Origin of the sequence: Paenibacillus sp. GCM10027629, assembly GCF_042676425.1 — a bacterium.
Taxonomy (GTDB): domain Bacteria; phylum Bacillota; class Bacilli; order Paenibacillales; family Paenibacillaceae; genus Paenibacillus_K; species Paenibacillus_K terrigena.
Window position 1 is genome coordinate 164,291 of record NZ_JBHTGZ010000010.1, and the last position, 20,482, is coordinate 184,772.

General features: G+C 47.7%; 12 protein-coding genes. 9 read left to right on the top strand and 3 right to left on the bottom strand.

Annotated features, from left to right (window positions below):
• Positions 1-2: 2 nt before the first annotated feature.
• The 4 genes from ACFQZR_RS20150 (at position 3) to ACFQZR_RS20165 (ending at position 8,997) form a co-directional block, all read left to right on the top strand.
• Complete coding sequence (locus ACFQZR_RS20150; protein WP_379349239.1) at positions 3-833, top strand: carbohydrate ABC transporter permease; 831 nt, start codon at positions 3-5, stop codon at positions 831-833.
• 16 nt (positions 834-849) lie between these two features.
• Positions 850-1,929 carry a Gfo/Idh/MocA family protein gene (locus ACFQZR_RS20155; protein ID WP_379349241.1) on the top strand — a complete coding sequence of 360 codons (1,080 nt, stop codon included), beginning with the start codon at positions 850-852 and terminating at the stop codon, positions 1,927-1,929.
• Positions 1,926-2,762, top strand: coding sequence for a Gfo/Idh/MocA family oxidoreductase (locus ACFQZR_RS20160; protein WP_379349243.1), 837 nt, complete (start codon positions 1,926-1,928; stop codon positions 2,760-2,762). The genes ACFQZR_RS20155 and ACFQZR_RS20160 overlap by 4 nt, the downstream gene beginning before the upstream one ends.
• A gap of 187 nt (positions 2,763-2,949) precedes the next feature.
• A complete protein-coding gene (locus ACFQZR_RS20165; RefSeq protein ID WP_379349245.1) occupies positions 2,950-8,997 on the top strand; it encodes an S-layer homology domain-containing protein in 6,048 nt (2,015 codons plus the stop codon).
• A 392-nt stretch (positions 8,998-9,389) separates the two neighbouring features.
• Here the strand turns inward: ACFQZR_RS20165 and ACFQZR_RS20170 are convergent, their stop codons facing one another.
• Positions 9,390-11,198: an S-layer homology domain-containing protein gene (locus ACFQZR_RS20170; RefSeq protein ID WP_379349247.1), complete on the bottom strand. Its 1,809-nt coding sequence runs from the start codon at positions 11,196-11,198 to the stop codon at positions 9,390-9,392.
• Between the two features lie 165 nt (positions 11,199-11,363).
• Here ACFQZR_RS20170 and ACFQZR_RS20175 point away from each other — a divergent pair, with 165 nt between their 5' ends.
• From ACFQZR_RS20175 to ACFQZR_RS20195, 5 genes are all read left to right on the top strand, one after another.
• Positions 11,364-12,245 carry an aminoglycoside phosphotransferase family protein gene (locus ACFQZR_RS20175; protein ID WP_379349249.1) on the top strand — a complete coding sequence of 294 codons (882 nt, stop codon included), beginning with the start codon at positions 11,364-11,366 and terminating at the stop codon, positions 12,243-12,245.
• A 68-nt stretch (positions 12,246-12,313) separates the two neighbouring features.
• On the top strand, positions 12,314-12,763 hold the full coding sequence (locus ACFQZR_RS20180) for a HEAT repeat domain-containing protein (protein ID WP_018758553.1): 450 nt from the start codon (positions 12,314-12,316) through the stop codon (positions 12,761-12,763).
• Positions 12,764-12,801: 38 nt separating this feature from the next.
• On the top strand, positions 12,802-12,981 hold the full coding sequence (locus tag ACFQZR_RS20185) for a DUF3934 family protein (RefSeq protein WP_018758554.1): 180 nt from the start codon (positions 12,802-12,804) through the stop codon (positions 12,979-12,981).
• Between the two features lie 323 nt (positions 12,982-13,304).
• Entirely contained in the window at positions 13,305-14,699 is a 1,395-nt protein-coding gene (locus ACFQZR_RS20190; protein ID WP_379349454.1) for an MATE family efflux transporter, read from the top strand.
• A gap of 223 nt (positions 14,700-14,922) precedes the next feature.
• The gene (locus ACFQZR_RS20195) at positions 14,923-16,020 is read left to right on the top strand and encodes a DNA alkylation repair protein (protein ID WP_379349252.1); all 1,098 of its coding nucleotides are present in this window, start codon (positions 14,923-14,925) and stop codon (positions 16,018-16,020) included.
• Between the two features lie 67 nt (positions 16,021-16,087).
• Here the strand turns inward: ACFQZR_RS20195 and ACFQZR_RS20200 are convergent, their stop codons facing one another.
• Both ACFQZR_RS20200 and ACFQZR_RS20205 read right to left on the bottom strand, forming a co-directional pair.
• Positions 16,088-17,053, bottom strand: coding sequence for a LacI family DNA-binding transcriptional regulator (locus ACFQZR_RS20200; RefSeq protein WP_379349254.1), 966 nt, complete (start codon positions 17,051-17,053; stop codon positions 16,088-16,090).
• 84 nt (positions 17,054-17,137) lie between these two features.
• Positions 17,138-20,482 (bottom strand): GH36-type glycosyl hydrolase domain-containing protein, encoded by a 3,345-nt coding sequence (locus ACFQZR_RS20205; protein ID WP_379349256.1) that lies wholly within the window; start codon positions 20,480-20,482, stop codon positions 17,138-17,140.

Here is a 20,482-nt window from a genome sequence, read left to right on the forward strand (position 1 = left end):
GGATGACAGCTAAGCTGTTGCGAACTAAGATCCTGCCGCATATGGTGCTAATCTTATTTTCGATTTTCTTTCTATTCCCATTCGTATGGCTCGTATTCACTTCGCTGAAGACGTCGAATGAGATCTTTGCTATGCCTCCGCGCATTTTGCCTGAGGCGTTCCACTTTGAGAATTACCTAGCGGCCTTAGAGACGGTGCCGTTCCCACGCTATATGTTGAATACACTCGTCATCTGCGTGATCTGCATCGTGGGGCAATTGTTCGCCGCACCACTCGTTGCGTATTCGATCTCACGCATTCCATGGGTGGGGAGCAAAATTATTTTTGCGATCGTCCTCGCGACGATGATTCTGCCATCTCAGGTGCAATTGATTCCGCAGTATATTATTTTTACGAAGCTGGGCTGGGTCAATACGATTCTGCCGCTCACGATTGGGGCTTTCTTCGGGGCACCGTTCTATATTTTCCTGCTGCGGCAGTTCCTGTTAGGTGTTCCGAAAGAGCTGTCTGAGGCGGCCAAAATTGATGGGGCATCCGAGTTCCGCATCTACAGGCAGATTATCCTGCCGACCTTAAAGCCTGCACTGGCCACGGTAGCGCTGTTCACCTTCGTCGGATCGTATACCGATTTCATGGGACCGCTCATTTACCTGAATGATGCGGCGAAATGGACGATCACGGTCGGCTTGCAGGGCTTCCAGCAGGATCACGGCGCACAGTGGGAACAGCTCATGGCGGCGTCGACGATTATGGCGATTCCTATGATTCTCTTATACTTTTTCGGACAAAAATATTTCATGCAATCCGGTTCGGCTTTCACTGGGTTCAAATAATTGGAGGGACGATTCAATGAGCAAGACCATTGTAGCAATTATCGGCTGTGGAACGATCGCGAATAGCGCGCATATTCCTGCGTATCTGGCGAATCCAGACGCGGAGATCAAATATTTCTGCGATATCCGCAAAGAAATGGCAGAGAAGGCGGTCGAGAAGCATGGCTGCGGCGAGGCGATTGAAGATTACCATATCATTCTGGAAGACCCGGAAGTGGAAGCAGTCTCGATCTGTACCCCGAACCATGTCCATGCATCCATTGCGATCGACTGCTTGCGTGCAGGGAAGCATGTCCTCTGCGAGAAGCCGGCAGCGAGAACGTATGCGGAAGCGCTAGAAATGCAGAAGGTGCAGCATGAGACAGGGAAGACGCTGAACATCGGCGTCGTGAATCGGTTCAATAAAGGCGTCAATCTGATTAAGAACATGATCGACGACGGCGAGCTAGGCGAACTATATCATGTGTATGTTAGTTTCCGTGCACACCGTTCGATCCCGGGGCTCGGCGGAGACTTCACGACCAAAGCCGTTGCAGGTGGCGGAGCGCTTATCGATTGGGGCGTACATTTCCTCGATATCGTCATGTATTGCACAGGCGATCCGCAGCCGAAGACGGTGACGGGGCAGGCGTACTCCAAGCTGGGCAAGGATATGCAAAATTACGCGTATCTCAATATGTGGGCAGGACCACCGAAATTCTCGGGAACCTATGATGTCGATGATTTCGTCACGGCGATGATTCGCACGGAAGGGCCTTCGATTACGATGAATGGCGCATGGGCACAAAATATCGGCGTCGATGAGATGTATATCGATTTCCTCGGCGACAAAGCAGGCATCCGGCTGCAGTACGGTTCAGACTTCACGATCTACAGTGCGAAGCATGGTGCGTTAATCGAGAGCACACCGAAGTTCACGAAGAGCGATATGTTCCAGAACGAAATCGATAGCTTCCTGGCGTGCGTCAAGTCGGGTGAGAAATTGCCGGCGCACATTGACTATGTGATCCAATCTTCCAAGATTATTGAGGCGATCTATCAATCCTCTGACCAAGGGGAGGAAATCTCCTTCGTGAAGCAAGGGGTCGTCCAATGAAGAAGATCGGATTCATCGATTATTATCTGGATGAGTGGCACGCCAATAATTACCCCACATGGATACGGGAAGCATCCGGCGGGAGCATGGAGGTCGTTTACGCGTACGGCATGAAGGATGCCGAGGGCGGGCTCAGCAATGCAGCGTGGTGTGAGCGCCACGGCGTGACGCTGCTGCCAACGATTGAAGCGGTTGTGGAGCAGAGCGATTACTTAATCGTATTGTCTCCCGATCACCCGGAGCAGCACGAAGCGCTCTCCGAGCTGCCGCTCGCCTCGGGGAAGCCGACGTATATCGATAAGACCTTCGCCCCGGATCGGGCGACGGCTCTCCGATTGTTCGAACGTGCTGCGCAGCATGATACGCCACTCTATTCCTCATCGGCGCTGCGGTTCGCGACGGAGTATGTCGAGGCGGAACGTCAGGGTATTCGAGTTGTCTCCAGCTGGGGTCCCGGGTCCTTCGACAACTATTCGATCCATCAGCTGGAGCCGATCGCATCTCTGATGGGAACGGATGCGAAGCGCTTGATGTTCATCGGAACAGAGGCCGCTCCAGCCTTGATGATCGAATTCTCGGATGGTCGGCAGGCGACGATTCAGCATCCGGGACCTGGATGTCCTTTTACGATGGCGGTGAATTACGATTCGGGGGATTGCAGCGTGCTGCGGCCAGAGTCGGATTTCTTCCAATTGTTCATCCGTGATTTAGTGGCATTCTTCGAGACAGGACGTGCAACAGTTCCTTCGGTTGAGACGATTGCGATTGTGACATGGATTGAATACGGCCGCATCGCGGCGCAGCGTCCTTATCAGTGGATTGAGCTGCCGTGATGAGCTGATCGGATAAATAGTAGGGAAGTTGAAAGTCTATCATGACTTTCGACTTCCTTTTTTGTCTTTCAATTCCCTTTACATATACTCCATATGGGGATGACCTAGATTTTACAATGGAGGGTTAGACTACAGGTGCGATACATCCATCATTTGGAATAGATAAAAAGGAGAGAGAAATAATCACATGCTAAGACGCAGAAAATGGTTGTCTCTGGCACTACTCGGGAGTATGCTGCTCGGCGTGCTGCAGCCCGCATTGGTACAAGCAGCAGCTGGATTCGATTATACCACCGTACCGAAGCTATTAATTACGGAGCTTGTGCCGGATACCTCGAACATACCAGAATTGAATCCGGACGGAACACCGAAAGGACCGAAGGATACGGTCGATGGTTATGAGTCTATCGAGATTTACAACAACACAAGCAAGGATATTGATTTTAGAGATTATAAGATTGTTTATAATAATGGCTCTGATGTCGATTGGCTATTAAGCAAGAAAGATGAACCTGTCATCATTCATTCACGGCAGTCAATTGTACTTTGGGTTCTAAATGGAAGTAACAATAATGAGCCTGTAAGTAATTTTAACGCAAACTACACGACAAATGGCTACATCTCCAACTTAGTCGAAGGAACGAATTTGTTCCGTATTGATGGCGGTGGGGGGATGGCGAACACGAGCTCTCGCAGTGTAGCCATTAAATCGATGAGCAACGTGGAGATTGTTAAGGCTTCATACACGGTCAGCAAGTCTAATTCTAATTATGGTATCCACTACAGCTATCCTACGGATGCAAGCAAGAATATGGCCATGGTAGGCGCGCCGGAATCGCAGCCGGCTTCACCAGGGACAGTCGAAGCGAATCAAGTGCCGGCGTTTACTTCGGATATCGGTGAGCCGCCTGCCGCTACGAGTCTGAATATTGCGCACACAGCGGCGCCTAAGATTTCCGTGAATCAAGATTTGCCGATCGAAGCGTCCATTACGGGCAACCTGAATTCGGTTACCGCTTCCGTCTACTATAAGACAGACGTTCAGACGGCTTATAATACGCCTCTTGCGATGACATCGGCGGACGGTGTGACGCATACGGCGACGATTCCTGGTCAAGCGGTCGTTGACGGCAATCTGCTTCAATACTATATCGAAGCGGCGGACGGCGATTTGCTGCCTGAGCGAACGGGTACATATGCGGTAGAGATTGAATCGTTGCCGCCGGTGCAAGGGGACAAGCTTCAGATCGAGCATACCCCGGCACAAAGCGTCGAAGTGAAGGATCTGGAAATCTCCGCTAAACTGACTAATCCAGATAATGTAGCCATCGGCAAGGTCGAATTGCTGTTCAAGTCGCCATCGCAAGCGAGATATAGAGTTCTGCCGATGGAGAAGAAGACTACCGGCGATTATGGCGCAGTTATTCCAGCTAGTGCGCTTGTCGAGCCAACCTTGGATTACAAAATCCGTGTGAAAGACGTGGAGAAGAGCTATACGGTAGGTGTCAAAATCCCGGCATTTGATCCTGCGAAGGTACCGCCGTTACTCGTGACGAAGATCGTTCCGAACACGACGAATGTGCCGAACACGTCTTCGGATGCATTCGAAATGATCGAAGTATACAACAATACCGATGCACCAATCAATTTCAAGAACTATAAGATCAACTATCGTTATCCTGACGATGGTCCGGAAGCTGACGTGAAGTGGCCGACGATCAAAGAAGACTTCGTTATTCCGTCCCAACAGTCGGTCGTGTTCTGGATTAAGAACGACACGAACAGCAGTTATACGTTTGCGGATTTCAACAGCTTCTATAAGACGAGCTTGATTGAAGACACGAACTTGTTCGTGATCAAGAGCGATGGCATGGCGAATTCCGGGCGTCGCGGTGTTGTGGTCAAGACGAATACAGGCAAAGAAATTTCCTATGCCAACTATGACGCAACCACCGTGTATGAAGGCGGAGTGAGCGACGAGACCAAGGAAGATAAAGTGATTGTATTCAAATATCCAATGGACGGCAGCATCACGATGATCAAGGCAAGCTCCGGCCAAGTTACTCCTGTTCCTGGGGCTGTGGACAGTACGTTAGTGCCATCAGTGCCCGTTCATATGGAAGTGGACACGGTTCCGCCAACGGCAGAAGATCGGACAGGCATCACGGCGATCGACCAGTCGAAGAACCTCGATCTGAAGGCTTTTGCAGATGATAAACAGCAAGTGGCGACGGTGAAAGTTCTTATCCGTACGGACAAAGAATCGGAGTATATCGGTTACTCGCTTACACAGAATTTCAATGATTCGCTGTATCATTATCTCGTGCCGGCAGCAACCCTAATCGGCAGTAAGTACATCGAATATTATTTCATGGTATCTGACGGTACGAATGAGGTTGAGACGGGGAAGGTGAAGGTGAACATCACAGGCAAGCCGGGCCATGAGCCGCTTCGTCTCAACGTGAAGAACGGGGATATCGTGAACGGCACGAAGACGTTGAAAGGTACGTCCGAGGCCGCTTCTCCGAATACATTGCAATTAAGCGTTGACGGTCAAGTGCTTGCGCAAGATACGTACGATGCACTAGAGCATGATGCTTACTTCGTCTTCGAAGCGAAGGGTGTCGATTACTATTTTAAGAATGCCGTCACGATGGGACCGCCAAGCGACAAGGATAAGACGATCCTCTATACGTTCATGGATCCGATTCCGACGTATACGACATTGACGTATAAGATCGATGCGAGTCGTCTGCATATCGGTGCGGATAACGTGATCTACATTCGCGCAGGGTCGAAGACAAGTCCATTCGATGATCGCAAAGAAGAGAATAAAGACGATTTCGAAGTGAGAAACGTACGTCTGATGCTGGCGGACGGCACCGAGATCTGGGATCCTCTCTATGCGAAGGACAAAGAAATTAAGATCGGTGACAGCCCAGGGAAACTGGAATCGATTGGCTTTAATTTCAATTTGGATGCGAAGTCCTTCCAATCGCATGCTTATGTCTGGGATACGACCAAATCGGCTGATGGTACTCATCAGGTGAAGGTGGAGAGCAAGAACAGTGAAGTGGCAGCGAATGTCACGGTAGATAATACGCCGCCATCGATTAAACCGAATGTGGAAGAAGGCAAACTGTACCGCGGCAACTTCAAGCTGGATGCGGAGATTAAAGACCTGCTTGCCGGCGTAGACAAGGTGATCGTTAAGCTAGATAACCAAGACATCACGCTTCCACATGTGTTGTCTTCCGGCAGCATGACGGCAGGCAACCATACGCTGACCATTACGGCGTCTGATAAGGTTGGCAATCAATCGGAGAAAACGGTAACGTTCGCGATACCGGAGGAAAACCCGCTGAAACCTGTATTGATCGCTCCGACGCACAATCAATCTGGGGTAGGCAGCAGCGCAGACTTGAAGGTGAAGGTGCAAGATCCAACGGATGATCCGATGAACGTGACGTTCTATAGAGGCTTCCAATATGACGGAAATCGCGGGGAAGGATTCACGGGCTTCAAGAATGCATCCGATACTGAACCGCCGAAAGAAATGATTCCGCAAGGGGAGAAGGCATTAACGGCCGAGGATTATCGCAAAATTAGCGCTGAAGACGGCGACTATTTAATCAATGATGCGGTGGAGCAGTTCCCATACCAACGTTATGAGATTAAGCTTGACCCGGCTGTGCAAGGTACAGATCGTGTCGATATCGTCTGGAAAGGGAAATCGATCGAAGGACGCAAAGTAAGCTTGTATGCATGGAGTCAGGCAGTGAAGCAATGGGTGCAGTTGGATCACCGTATTGCAGGTGCAGAGGACTTCGAATTAAAGTCCACGGTGAAAGCTAGCGATTATGCTAACGAACAGACGATCCAGATCATCGTGCAGGATGAGATCGCAGAGCAGAAGCCGGGAACGAAGTCAACGCCGGAATCTACCGATCCGTATGATTTCTCCTTCGTATGGATGTCGGACACGCAATATTATTCACAGAGCTATCCGACGATTTACAAGGATATTGTGAACTGGGTTGCGAAGAACAAGGAAAGCAACAACATCAAATATGTCATCCACACGGGCGACATCGTTGACAAATCCTATCAAGAGTATCAATGGGAGGAAGCCGACAGAGATATGAAAGTGCTGGAAGACGCGAAAATTCCTTATGGCGTACTAGCGGGTAACCATGACGTTGGTCACCAAGACAACGACTATGCGAAGTATTGGCAGTATTTTGGGGAAAAGCGTTTCAAAGATATGCCGACGTACGGCGGATCCTACGAGAACAATCGTGGACACTATGATCTAGTCTCCGCCGGCGGCAACGATTTTATCATCGTATATATGGGCTGGGGCCTTGGAGACAAGGAAATTGACTGGATGAATGAAGTCGTGGCGAAATATCCGGAGCGTAAGGCGATCTTGTGCTTGCATGAATATATGCTGGTATCGAATAACCGTGCTCCGATCGCCGATAAGATTTTCGAGAAGGTCATCAAGCCGAACAAGAACGTCATTGCGGCATTGTCTGGACATTATCATGATGCACAGCTGAAGATCGATGAGCTGGACGACAACGGCGAGAAGCGCAAAGTGTATCAGATGCTTGCGGACTATCAAGGTGCGCCGGAAGGCGGTCTTGGCTATATCCGTCTGATGCAGTTCGATGTCAAGAACAATAAGCTTCATATGAAGACGTATTCGCCTTATTTGAACGATTACAACTATTACGATCCTACGTTATTTCCAGGCAAAGACGAGTTCTCGCTTGATCTGGATTTGCAGCCAAAAACGAAACGTGTCGCGACCGATTACATCGGGGTGAAGGTATACAGCGATCTACCAATTGGCAAGGTGAGTCATGTGGAGAGCGGGAAGCAAGCTTCTCTGACATGGAATAGCCTCCAAGGCAATAGCTACTACCAATGGTACACGAAGGTAGAAGATGGCAACAGCGGACAAGTGCTATCGGATATTTGGGGCTTCTACACGGGCAAAGTGGCTGATCCGAAGCCAGATCCGAAGCCAGAACCAAAGCCTGATCCAAAACCGCAGCCAAAGCCGGAGCCTTCTTCGGATAAAGGGGTTGTGAAAATCAAACCGGGTGCGGACGGCGCATATACGGCAGATCGTGCTGCACTTGAAAAAGCGGTAAACGAAGCAGAGAACGGCAAAGTTGCGATCAAGCTCGAAGGAGCTGCCGACGCTGAACAAGCGGCCCAGCTCACGTTGGATGCAGCTGGCGTACAAAAAGCGAAGGATCGCAAGCTCAGCCTTGAAATTGTAGCTTCTGGATTTACCGTGACGATTCCGGCAGCTTCCCTGCCAAATGGCATAGCAGATGCGGATCGCATCGTGCTTCAGATCGATCCGACGATGAACTCTACGATTCAGACGGCCGTCAAGGATGCGCTCCGTTCGAATGGTGAGCTGAAGTCGACGGGTGTGGTATTCACGCTCAAACTCGTAACGGTTAAAGGGAAAACGGAGACAGCGGTTCCGCAGTTCAGCGGTCCGATTACAGTGAAGCGCTCGCTAACGGCAGAGCAAATGAAGCAGTTGCAGAAAGATTATGCGAATATGTACCGTCTCGTTGGCGGCCAAGCAGAGCTGATCCATAGCACATTCGTTGGCAGCACAATTAGCTTCACGACGGATCAACTGGCGCAATTCGCGGCGCTCGAGCTGCACAAGCAGTTCGCAGACTTAACAGGCGGATGGGCAGACGAGTATATTCTCAAGCTGGCTGCGAAGAACATCATTACAGGCATGGACGATAACCATTTCAGACCGAATCTGAAGGTGTCGCGAGCAGACTTTACGACGCTAGTCATTCGTGCACTGGGAATCCAGACGGCCGAGAACAATCCAGCGTTCGCCGACGTAGCAGCAGATGCTTATTATGCAGGCTATGTCAGCAAAGCGGCCGAGCTTGGTCTTGTTCAAGGCAGTGACGGCAAGTTCCGTCCGAAGGATCAGATTACACGGGAAGAAGCGGCGCTTGTACTTGTCAAAATGGCACAGTACATGAAGAAGCCAATGACTGAGACCACGTCCGGAGCGGCATTCGCCGACATGAACAGCATTTCTGGCTGGGCGAAGGATGCCGTGACGAAGCTGCAAGCAGCGGGTATTATTAACGGAAAAGGCGATAACCGTTTTGATCCGCATGGCTCGGTGACCAGAGCTGAAATTGCGAAGATGTTGTATGAGGTTTTGAATAAGTAGCGTATGCGCGCTAAATCGAAAAGACCGTCAGGGTGATCTTCCCTGACGGTCTTTTCATGAAAGCATAAGGAGTCCTCGCAAGTGGTTTGAATCGTCAGGAGCATCTACATTGGAGTTCATGCATTGTAGATGCTCCTTTACGTCCTCATTCCGGCTATATGTTGGAGTTCATACAGGATAGCATACCAAATCTTACTCTATATCGAATCCCAGCCCGAGAGTTAATGCCAAAATCCATCATAGGTCTCATGTTAGCGTTATTTCGACGCGCTATCCTGCAAATTTCCACGATAGACAGAGGATCAAGTGAACGAGCTAAAGTGGATTGGAACCCCAATTCACTCATGAACGGTAATGCATCAAAGGAACGTCCAGTTCAACTATGCTTATGTTTATTCACTTATCAATTTATACAATTTAGCTAACATAGCAAAGGTTTGTTCACGTGTAAGCTGGCCTTTCGGGAGGAAGGTACCCTCATCATTCCCTTTCAATAATTCCAGCTGTGCGGCTTGATAGACACTGGCTTTAGCCCAGGATGCAATGGCGGCATCATCTTTGAATAATGTTTTTGCCGGTCCTGAAATGGCGGATGCTGCGGATTTGTTCAGTTTATTGTATATATTCATCAGCAAGACAGCGGCCTCTTGCCGCGTGATGGACATCGTCGGAGTGAATTGGCTCAAGGCATTCCCTTTCATGATGCCGCTATAGTATGCCTTGATCGCGACTTCGGATTTCGTGTCAGTAAAAGGGGATTCCTTCGTTGGAATCGGTGTGCCCTGGAGCTGCTCGATGAGCCCTACTGCTGCTTGAGCGAATCCATAGCGGTCCATCGCAGATTGGTATCGCTCATCGTATTCTAGGCTTACAAGCCCTTTGCTTTTCGCAAATGTATAGTCTTCTAACGCCCACGCACTTGGACGATCCGTTCCATTGGATGTACTAACGCTAAAGCGAACATCTGCATAACTATTGAAAAATCCACTGATTTGAATGGTGCCCTCACCTTCACGCAACGCTGTCACGACGCCCTGCTGATCAATAGATAGAATATTTGGATTTGTGCTTGTATACGTGAGCTGCTGCTTCTCATCCTTGGAATGTTCGAATTGAATCGGAATGGTGAACGATTCACCGACATTTAACTTGATGAGTTGCGTAACAGTGGAGATCGCCGGTACCATATCGAAGAACGTTGTTTTGTACGAAATCGTCGTCGGTTGACCGTCTTTGGTATAGACCCCGGTTACCGTGACTTGGAATGCGTCATTGCTCGCGAAGGATTCAATACCTTTTGGACGGAAGATGATCGTCAATGGAATCCCATACCCTCCCGTATCCACGTTGAAATAGTCTCCCTCTTTGTCAGTTGACGACTTGTCGAGATTCCATACACGCCCATCACGTTCGCGCTTCAGCGTGACCTGAATATCGGAGGTGCGGTTCGCATCATAGCGATTCGGCTGCAGTCCAATAGACCATGGGTCATCAACAGCAAATACTTCATTTGGAAAATATCCAGCCGATGGCCAGCTCACATAATCATATTGCACATCATTTGGATTGCGATCCTTGTTGAATGCATACATTGCCGAATAGCTGCCGTAACGAGATTCCGGTAAAAGGGCCATTCCGAACATGGTCTTCTTCATGGGCGGATTGAGAATCCAGCGGCGATGCCCGACGCGATCAATATTGGAAGCACTGCGGTCAGACATGTAACCGAATAGGACCGTCGAGTACAGCGTAGGTCTCCCTGCCGATAGATTGCTGGACGAAGCACCTTTATAACCAAGCTTGAAGAGCGAATCGGACATTTGCGCAGGTTGAGGCGGATAGTGGGACAACCCGCCATTCATCGCATTGAGAATCGAAGCCATTTGTTCTTGGTCGGACAGACTCCAATCGGCTGTGACATCATCCGGCAATCCCGCTAAGTAGCGAACAAAATTAGTGGCGCGAATAGCGTCCTCTACATAGATTTCCTTGAGCTTACCAGCTTGATAGGAACCTGGAGAAAAGGAAGGCTTGTTGTCATAGATATAATCGCCATCCATATAATTCGACGCCGTGCTCATAGGTTGATATTGCTTCCATTTCGCGAGAATATCCGCTGATGTACGGCTGCTCACAAGTTCCTGTACATTTGTTGTCTCAGCCGCCTGCGCCTTGGTATATCCGAATGCATTGCTTAGCAAGAAGAGGCAGGTAAGGCAAATTAACATCGTTCTTTTTGTCTTGAATCGTGGGTGCAAAATCATTTCACTCCTTAAGATATGTGATATATTTTAAATATCGGTAGATTTTCTTGTTTTTTCTAGTAGTTGAATGAATGAATGAACGATTCGAAAGGGTGTAATTGGATGTTGGATCTAATCCGCAGCGTAAATTGGCAGGACAAGAACGAAAAGCTGGACGAGCTGTTAGTGCAAGCCCATTCCTTAACTGTGTATCCCTTGGATCAGGGATTCGAAGCCGAAGTCGTGAGGATTACCATCGCTGAACAGAGCTTCGTCTTGAAAATATGGAGCAAGCACTCCAAACCGGATATCAGGTCCCAATATCATTTGCTGCATGTCCTCTCTGAGCGTGGATTATCCGTCTCAAAGCCGCTCGGCTGGGGGATCAATCCGAAAGGCGATCCGGTGCTGTTAACAACGTTCGACGGTTCGCCAATAACTCGCGTGAATAAGAAGAAAATGACCCAATTTGCACGCATGCTGCGTGACATCCATAAGACCGATGCGAAGGAAATGGGTGAATTCTACCTTCCGAAGTTTGATTTCATCGACTACTTCTTCCCGGGCGTGAGGGAGCATCCCGATGTTTTGCAAGCGTTAACGCATGTTACCGAAGTGACCACAATTCAACAGGACCAGATTATTCACGGCGATTTCCACTTAGGCAACATTCTAGAGAACAATGACCGATACACCGTCATCGATTGGACGAATGGGCAATTAGGGGATGCAAGATATGATTTCGCATGGTCGTTTATCTTGTTGCAAATACATATATCCGATCGACATGCCGAGATGTTCCGTTCCGCATATTTGGCGAAAAATAGCATCTCACAGGATGAGCTTGAACGGTTCGAAGCGTTGGCTTGTCTGCGATGGGTGCTGCTGCATCGATACGGTAGTGTGCCAATTGGACCGGACACCATGGAGAGAGCGGAAAGCTTCATACGAAGCAATCCATTTCTTGGCCCGTTTGCACAGGATTTTCTTTACAGAAAAATTTGATTCTACCCCGAAAACAAGCTATTCTAAGGGAATGGTGATAAGAAGACAAGCGAAGGGGATTAAATCCATTGAATAATCAAGATATACACCAAGAATTGCCTGAAAATTTCGAGGCATTAAAAGCATCTGCGAAGCGTTCCGCGAATTGGAGAGAACGTCTTCAAGCGGTTGAAGAATTAGGCCAGGTTGATCATCCTCAGTCGATTGCGATCCTATCGCGGATGATGACGCATGATCTCGTATACCCTGTTCAAGAGGCGGCATATAAACAGCTTAAGGCGATGGGGGAGAACGTTCAACAGCCTTCCCGCAACAAGCCGGAGCTGTTCAAAGGAATCTCGAAAATTATGATGCGCATTAAGAAGAGCTTGCCGAAAGACCATACGTACGAGCAATTCAAAGAGAAAGTGCAGAAGATGCGCATTGATATCTACGACGCGTACGAAGGTGAGAAGGGGGCGGACTTCGATCCGTGGCTCGAGAAAATGTGGAAGTCGTTGGAGACGCATAAGAAGTAACAGATTTACCCGAACGCAAGGGTAGTTGGAGTGATGGCATGAGCAAGGCAAAAGGTAAAGGCGGAACAGGCCGCGGAACGGGCAAAAAAGGCTGGAACCGCTGGCAAGCTGCTGAGAAGCGGGCAATGAACACGCCCAAACCTTATAAGAGCAAGGGAACGAAGAAGCCGTCCGAATCTCCAGATCCATTGGATTTGAAGAAGGGCGACAAATTATAAATTCCTGATGATGAAAGACTGTTGAGAACCTTCGACAGTCTTTTTTTGTTGCGGTGACTTATGGCGCTTTAACATTCGGCTGGTGCTTACGTTTATTTTTCCGAATTACTTCGGAACTTGACGATAAACCGGCGTATAACCATCTGACGGTCCAAATAGGGATCGTAGCTCCGGGTATCCGCATCCTATCTGGCATTTGCTCCCCTATATAGCAATACTCATCACTTCATTCTCTTTGGAAGAGTGGTATAATTTTAATGTTACAGCATTCAGGTCAAGCGCGGACCTTGACCAGACTGAATACAGCCAAAAGAGATGATATAGTGAATTTTATTAGTCCTAATTTAAAACGTAAAACGAACGTCCTGTTAAATAAATATTTCACGGGAGACACGCTTGATTACAAACAGATTATCGCGATCATCATTCCGATATTTGTGGATCAAGCTTTTATTATTTTGATGAGCTTGGTGAATACGGCCATGATCAGCTCCTCCGGGGTGGCGGCGGTCAGTGCGGTGAGTATGGTCGATTCGCTGAATATTTTCCTGATCAATGTGTTCGTCGCCGTAGCTACGGGGGGAACCGTCATTGTCGCCCAGTACCGGGGAAGCGGGAATCAGGAGATGGTCGCAAAGGCTGCGGCCCAGGCCATATCGGCGGTTGCGATCCTATCGGTCTTGATCAGTGCGATCGTCATTATTTTTCACAATCCGACGTTGGATTTATTATTCGGTCAGGCGGATGCAGATGTCTTTCATAATGCGAGGCTATTCTTGATTGGTAGTTGCATTTCGTACCCCTTCATTGCGATATTCCAAGCGGTAACAGGCGCGCTGCGCGGGGTAGCAGAGACGAAGGCATGCCTCGGCTTGTCGCTCATTATGAATTTGACGTATCTAGGTTTGAATATTTTGTTCATCTCTGTGCTCGATATGGGAGTTACCGGGTTAATTATCTCGTTAATCACAGCTAGGGTACTCGGGATGGCGGTGTCGCTCATCTATCTGCTCAAGTACAATCAGACGCTGCGATTCCGGATTAAAAATGCTTTGAAGATTGATTTCTCGATTCTCAAGAAAGTCATGATCATTGGCGTCCCGTTCGCTGCGGAGCAGATGTTCTTCAATGGCGGGAAGCTGTTAACGCAGACGTTCATTGTGCAACTCGGGACGATGGCGATCACGGTGAATGCGATTGGGAACTCGATTGCGCTCGTCTTCCAGATTGGGGCCAGTGCGCTCAGTATTGCGGTCGTGACCGTGGTCGGTCAATGTATCGGGCGGCGGAACATTCAGGATGCGCGGAAGTTCATTAAGTCGTTCATCGGCTTGTCCACCGTGATCTTCCTGGTCGCAGCTGCCATTCTGATGCCATTGATGCCGTGGATCGTGAAGTTGTTCTCTCCGCCTACGGAAATCGTATCGACACTATACGGGCTTATGGTCTTGATTGCCGTGACGCAGCCGCTGCTATGGTCAATCAGTTTCATATTGCCTTCTGCGTTACGTGCAGCGGGAGACTCTAATTTCACATCGATCTCATCCTTGATTACCATGTGGGTGTTCCGCGTGATTTTCGGCTATGTGCTTGGGATTACGCTTGGCCTCGGCATCATGGGCGTCTGGATTGCGATGGTCAGTGAATGGGGGATCCGCGGTGTGATCTTCTGGTGGCGGTTCAGAGGGGAGAAGTGGTATAGCCGGAAGTTGATATAGTGCTGGGAGAGTTTGCAGTCCTATTTGTCTGCGGTGAAATAGTTCATTTAATTAACGTCATTCTCACTCTTTATTTTGGAGTGTAATGGCGTTTTTTTGAAGAGATAAGAATGTATAAGTTATCAAGGTTATTTTCTTTTCTTGCGGTTTTATTCCCTGACACCCTGTTGTCCAATTTGATCCGTTATACTAGAACAAACATGTTAAGCAGGAGGGGACAGCATTGGCTGAGCCATTAAAATTAGTCTATCATGAAGCGTTTCTACGCGGTTTTGGTGAGAAAGTGCAATCTGCGTTTGGCGCATTTCAACTGGAGCAATTTATCACGGATGTCATCGACGAGACGTGGGACGAGCTAGCGCTCAAAGAACGGATGCGGAAAATATCGGTGACGCTCGGACGGTATTTGCCGCCTAGTTATGAAGAAGCAATCAATGTACTGTTCGCGATCGATGAGACCTGTACGGGCTTTCCGTATCTCTTCTTGCCCGACTTCGTCGAGGTCTATGGACAAGCCGATGAGCATTGGGAGCTGTCGATGCAGGCGCTGGAGCGGTTCACGTCAGGATCTTCTTCTGAGTTTGCGATACGTCCATTCTTGTTGCGCGATCCCGAGCGGGCGATGCGCCAGATGGCGATTTGGGCAGAGCATCCGAGTGAGCATGTACGACGGCTTGCCAGTGAAGGGTGTCGTCCAAGGCTGCCATGGGGCGTAGCGTTATCGATGTTCAAGCGCGACCCAGCGCCGATTCTACCGATTCTGGAGATGCTGAAAGCCGACCCATCCCTCTACGTGCGCAAAAGCGTTGCGAACAACTTGAATGATATTGCGAAGGATCATCCGTCGATCGTGATCGAGACAGCGCGGCGTTGGCAGGGGAAACACCCGGATACGGATTGGATCATTCGCCACGCATGCAGGACATTGATTCGTAAAGCCGACCCGGAGATCATGCAAATTTTCGGATATGCTGAGGATGCATCTTCGCTCACGACCTCAGCCTCTATTGCTGTAGAGCCTACTTCGCTCACGATTGGCGAGCGCTGCGAGCTTCAATATGCGCTGCGCGTGCGAGAAGGGGAAGAGGTGCGCGTTCGGATTGAATATGGGATTTATTTCGTGAAAGCGAAGGGGCAGACGTCTCGCAAATTATTCCTGCTAACGGATAAAACCGTCCCGGGAGGTACCGTTCTGAACGGGCGACGAAGCCATAATTGGGCAGACTTAACAACGCGCCGCCATTATCGAGGGGAACATCGGATTGTCCTGGTAGTGAATGGGGTGGAAGTAGCGGAGACGACGGTGGAGTTGAGGGAATAGTTGAAAGTGATAATAAAAGACGAATCCTACCTTGTTAGATAGAATTCGTCTTTGGATTAGAAAAGAATTATATTCGATGTACAGAATCACCTTGGATTAACTTGACATAGATTCGTTCCTGATCTACTTCTTCCGAAGCGATAAGTTTTAATAGTTGCTCCGAAGCAACTGCACCCCATTTGTGCTTGGAATAATCGATGGTAGCTATTCGAGGTTGTGTATATTGCGTTAGCTCCATGTTATCGAACCCGATCAGGTGAATATGTTCGCCGATGCGGAATTCACTTTGTTGCACGGCATCATACACACCGAGGGCCATTTCATCATTGAGACAGAAGACAGCAACCGGTTCCGTATAATCTTCCATAATTTTGTGCGCCGCTTGCTCTCCTGATGATTTATTGAAATTTCCTTGAATGTGAATACATTCAATAGGTTGATTTCTATCGATCGTTTGTTTTACGGCTTGTAGACGTTGAACCGAATCGAAAGAATCAGGAGGTCCTGTAACAATATATATTTTACGATGCCCCTGTTCAATTAAGTATTCAACGGCAAGCCCGGCCCCTGCTTTATTATCGAGTAATACTTGGTTGATATTAGGGTGCTTTAATTCTCTGTCGAGCACAACCAGTTTATGACCTCGGTCTGCATGGAGCAGCAATTCCTCACTAGAGAAAAAGGCATCTAGAACGATGGCGCCATCGATCATTTTCTCCGGCAACAAACGATGCGACTGTTTTCCACTGCAGACGATTAGATCATAGTCATTTTTGTTCAGAATTTCCTTCATTCCTTGCAATAAATCACCATAAAAAGCGCCATTAAAATCCGTTAAGAATGCACCAATAATTTTAGTTTCTCGTCTTTTTAAATTTCGAGCCGCTGCATTGGGTGTGTATTTTAATTCTTTTGCAATAGCTAATATCTTGGATGCAGTTTCCTCGTTGACTTTGGGATTTCCGTTTAGCGCATAAGAAACGGTCGAGATCGAAACCCCGGCTTTTTTAGCGACATCTTTTATACTGACCACGATATACGCTCCTAACGTTCACTCACTCATAATGTTCTATTATACCAAATGTGATGAGGATCCTAATAGAGTGCTAAGTAGCTTTTACATATAAATGTTGATTTCATTCATCGTATCGTTCATCAAATCGCTTAGTTGTTGCTCGTCGATCCGAATGCCGCCTTTACGATAACGGTTCGTTGTTTCGGTTGTAGCAGCATCTTTTCCATTTACAGTTATACGGCTAATCGCTTGGCCGGTAATATGGTAGACAAAACGTGTCTTAGATCCACGGATTGTGAAGTCAAATTGCATACCATCGCATGTTGTTGGTAGGATAGGATCCAGAATAAGATCGCCGCCTTCATGACGAATACCCAAGCAGTTGGAGATCAATTGATTCATGTAGATCCCAGGACCGCTGGAATAGATTCTCCAACCGCCTTTAACCGCGACATCGCCCGTACGTAATTCGTTGAATCGTTCCTGTGCTTCATAACGATCATTGAACTTCCCATCGGAGCTGCTAAAGTAAGCGTTGCTCTGACGTAATTCAGCATTTGGCACGACGTTCCGAATGCCTACTGGATTAATCATGGCAAGACCTTTCCATGTTTCATCGGCTTTTCCGAGTTTCGCCATCGCTTCTACAAAACGGATGTGAGCATGGACGTATTGCAGACCGATTTCACGACCAAAATTGGATGCTTGTTCAGCTCGCTTGAAGTTTGTGCTTACACCACCGAGATATTGAGCGGGACGGTTCATCAAGCGTACACCATCCGGACAGTAGAGTTCTTTCTTAATAAGCTCATAGTGAGCTGCTGCTTGCTCTTCGGTTAGTAATTCACCGATCATACTGCGCGTCATCGGGAGGAGGCGATATTGAATGCCTGTCTTCGTATCTGTTGGATGTAGCATCAATTCAGCTTGACCTGGCTTTTCCATGTATACAAAACCTGGAATTACATCCGTGTTCAGCATATAGCGATTGAAGTCAGCTTGAATAGCAGCAGCATGTTCGCTTAATTCTACAGACATCGCTTCGTCAACTTGGGATAGCGCCCTAGCTAGTTGGTTGAACACTTGGTATGTTAATGCAACCGTCCAACTGCTGATCATATATTGTTTCAACTGTGCATTTGCTGGTTGAAGCGTATCATCCCAGTCGCCATCACCATAAGAAGATAAGTGTGTATCATGCAAGAAATGATTTTTAATATATTCGATTTCCTTTTTAGCATGATCATAGATCGTTGCTTTCTTCTCTGTTAGCTCACCTGTATGACGGATGGAATAAGGCACTTCTTCTTGAAGGATGCTGTAATCCTTGGTGAAATTCAGATAGTCGCTCAAAACTTTGAGTGGCCATACAATAATATCGCCATGGCTTTCTTCTTGTTGTATATGTTTGTACTGATCGAACATGAACCATTGCGGCCAGTTGCCTTCATCCTCATATTGATGAGAGAACACCACTTTGATGATGTCCCGTACCTCATTATACTTTTGAGTTGCCATAAAATATTCTGTTGGCCCTTGGCATACATCACGCGTACCCCATGCTGCACCGCCGTATTGTTCTAATCCGTGAGGGACAGAATAGTGCACTAACATATTGTGTGTATACCACCATGCCAGGGCGTTTACTTTTTGAATCTCATCGGTAAGACCTTCTGGATGATTCAGATTAAAGCCGTTCATAACTTGCTCATAAAATGCACGGTAGCTAGCAATTTCCGTGTCTACATCTGGAGTTCCAAATGGTAAGTCTCCACCATCAATTAACCCTTGTGCCGTCATATTCCATTCGTTTGTAGCAGATAGTTCAAGGACTACAAGTGAAGCCGATCCAGCATCCACCTGTTTAGACATCGCCGTTTCATCTTGTATTGTCATAGCTGTACCTGTAAATTTCATGCGATAGCAAAGGTCAGGCAACGTGTTTGCACTATCAGATGCTGCATCCGCACGTAATGTAAGTACAGAATCAGACTGCTCCATGTGATAAGGGGCAACGTATTCATTATTGTTCATCGATACTTGATTCGTTACGAGATAACGATAAGCTTTGCCGGAAGTAGAGCGAACTTGTAAGTGCAATGCCGGTGTGTTTACGGTTGTGAAGTTCGTAATGACGAGCATATCGTCTGCCATTTTGTAATACCAGCGAGCATAGTTAAAGCCCATTTCGAACATCGAAGGCATGGTAAGCAGGTGATACGCACCCTGGATTTCGATATAAATCCGTTGACCGGATGTTTTCATCACATTCAGAGCATTACGAGCATTCGTTAACATTTTATTGCAAGATGTATTTCCAACAACCAATTGGGAGTTGAATATACCATACATATAAGAAGTTGTTGTTAAGATATGATCGTTCAAGTGCGCGTTATCCCCAGTCATTAGAATGTGACCGTGTGGGCGCTCAACAAGCAATTCCTTGGACTTCAATACGATATGTTCGTGCGTATCGGTAAAGAAGGATAACAATTCTTCTCCTTGCCACTCTTCTTGGTGTCGGTTAGGGAAGAGACTCTTCACTTCTTCTAATGTCATGGATTCGGTTGTTAGCGGTGATCCGATATGTGGTGCAAGGTTTACCTTCGTTACAGAAGTGCTTGTTGTAGCTTGAATTCCGGATACCTGCGCCCATGCTTCTTCAATCTCTTTGTTGAATTCAAGAGATGTGATGGCTGCCTTATGATCCGGGCTGAAGAGGCCGTAAAATACAAACCGTGCAGTCCCATTCACTGTAACGCGCTCTGATTGCAATGCCGTGTAGGCAAATTCATATTGATAAACTTCATTATTTAATTGTGCTTGTTGAAGTGCAGCGATCTCATTCGTAGCTTTATAAGATAGGCCGAAGAATTGGAATCCATCCGTTGAGAAGCCCACAGCCTTCGTCAATGAACCTTGTTGGATATAAGGGAATGCGCCAGCTTGCGGCATGTTCTGACGTGAGCATACGACATAACCTTTCTCTGGATCTTCAAACATAGTATGGTCAATATATTGAGATAGGTAAGCTTCGTTTGAGCGTACAGCCCCTTGATCTGCTAGACCGATATCTTGTCCGTAGATGACATCAACAACCTCACCTTGCCCTTCAACCTGAACATCCCAGAACCAAATATTCATCGGTGTTAAAGTGAACGTAACAAGGTAGCGAAGGGATTCGAATGTGCCCTTAAATATCACTTGTGTATCCGTATAGCTTACTTCACTTGTGGATTGAACGCCAAGGAGTGGCACGCAGTTCATACCAGATTCATGGTGTACACGAAGATACAGATTATTCAGTGATCCATCTAATGGATTTGCGATCCATTGATTAATCATCATTTGTTTCATTCGTATTTCACGAATATCTCCGCTATTCATAAATGTAAACGCTAAGTTATTACTTTTTATTTGAAAATTTGAAGGGTTAATTGTTGTCAT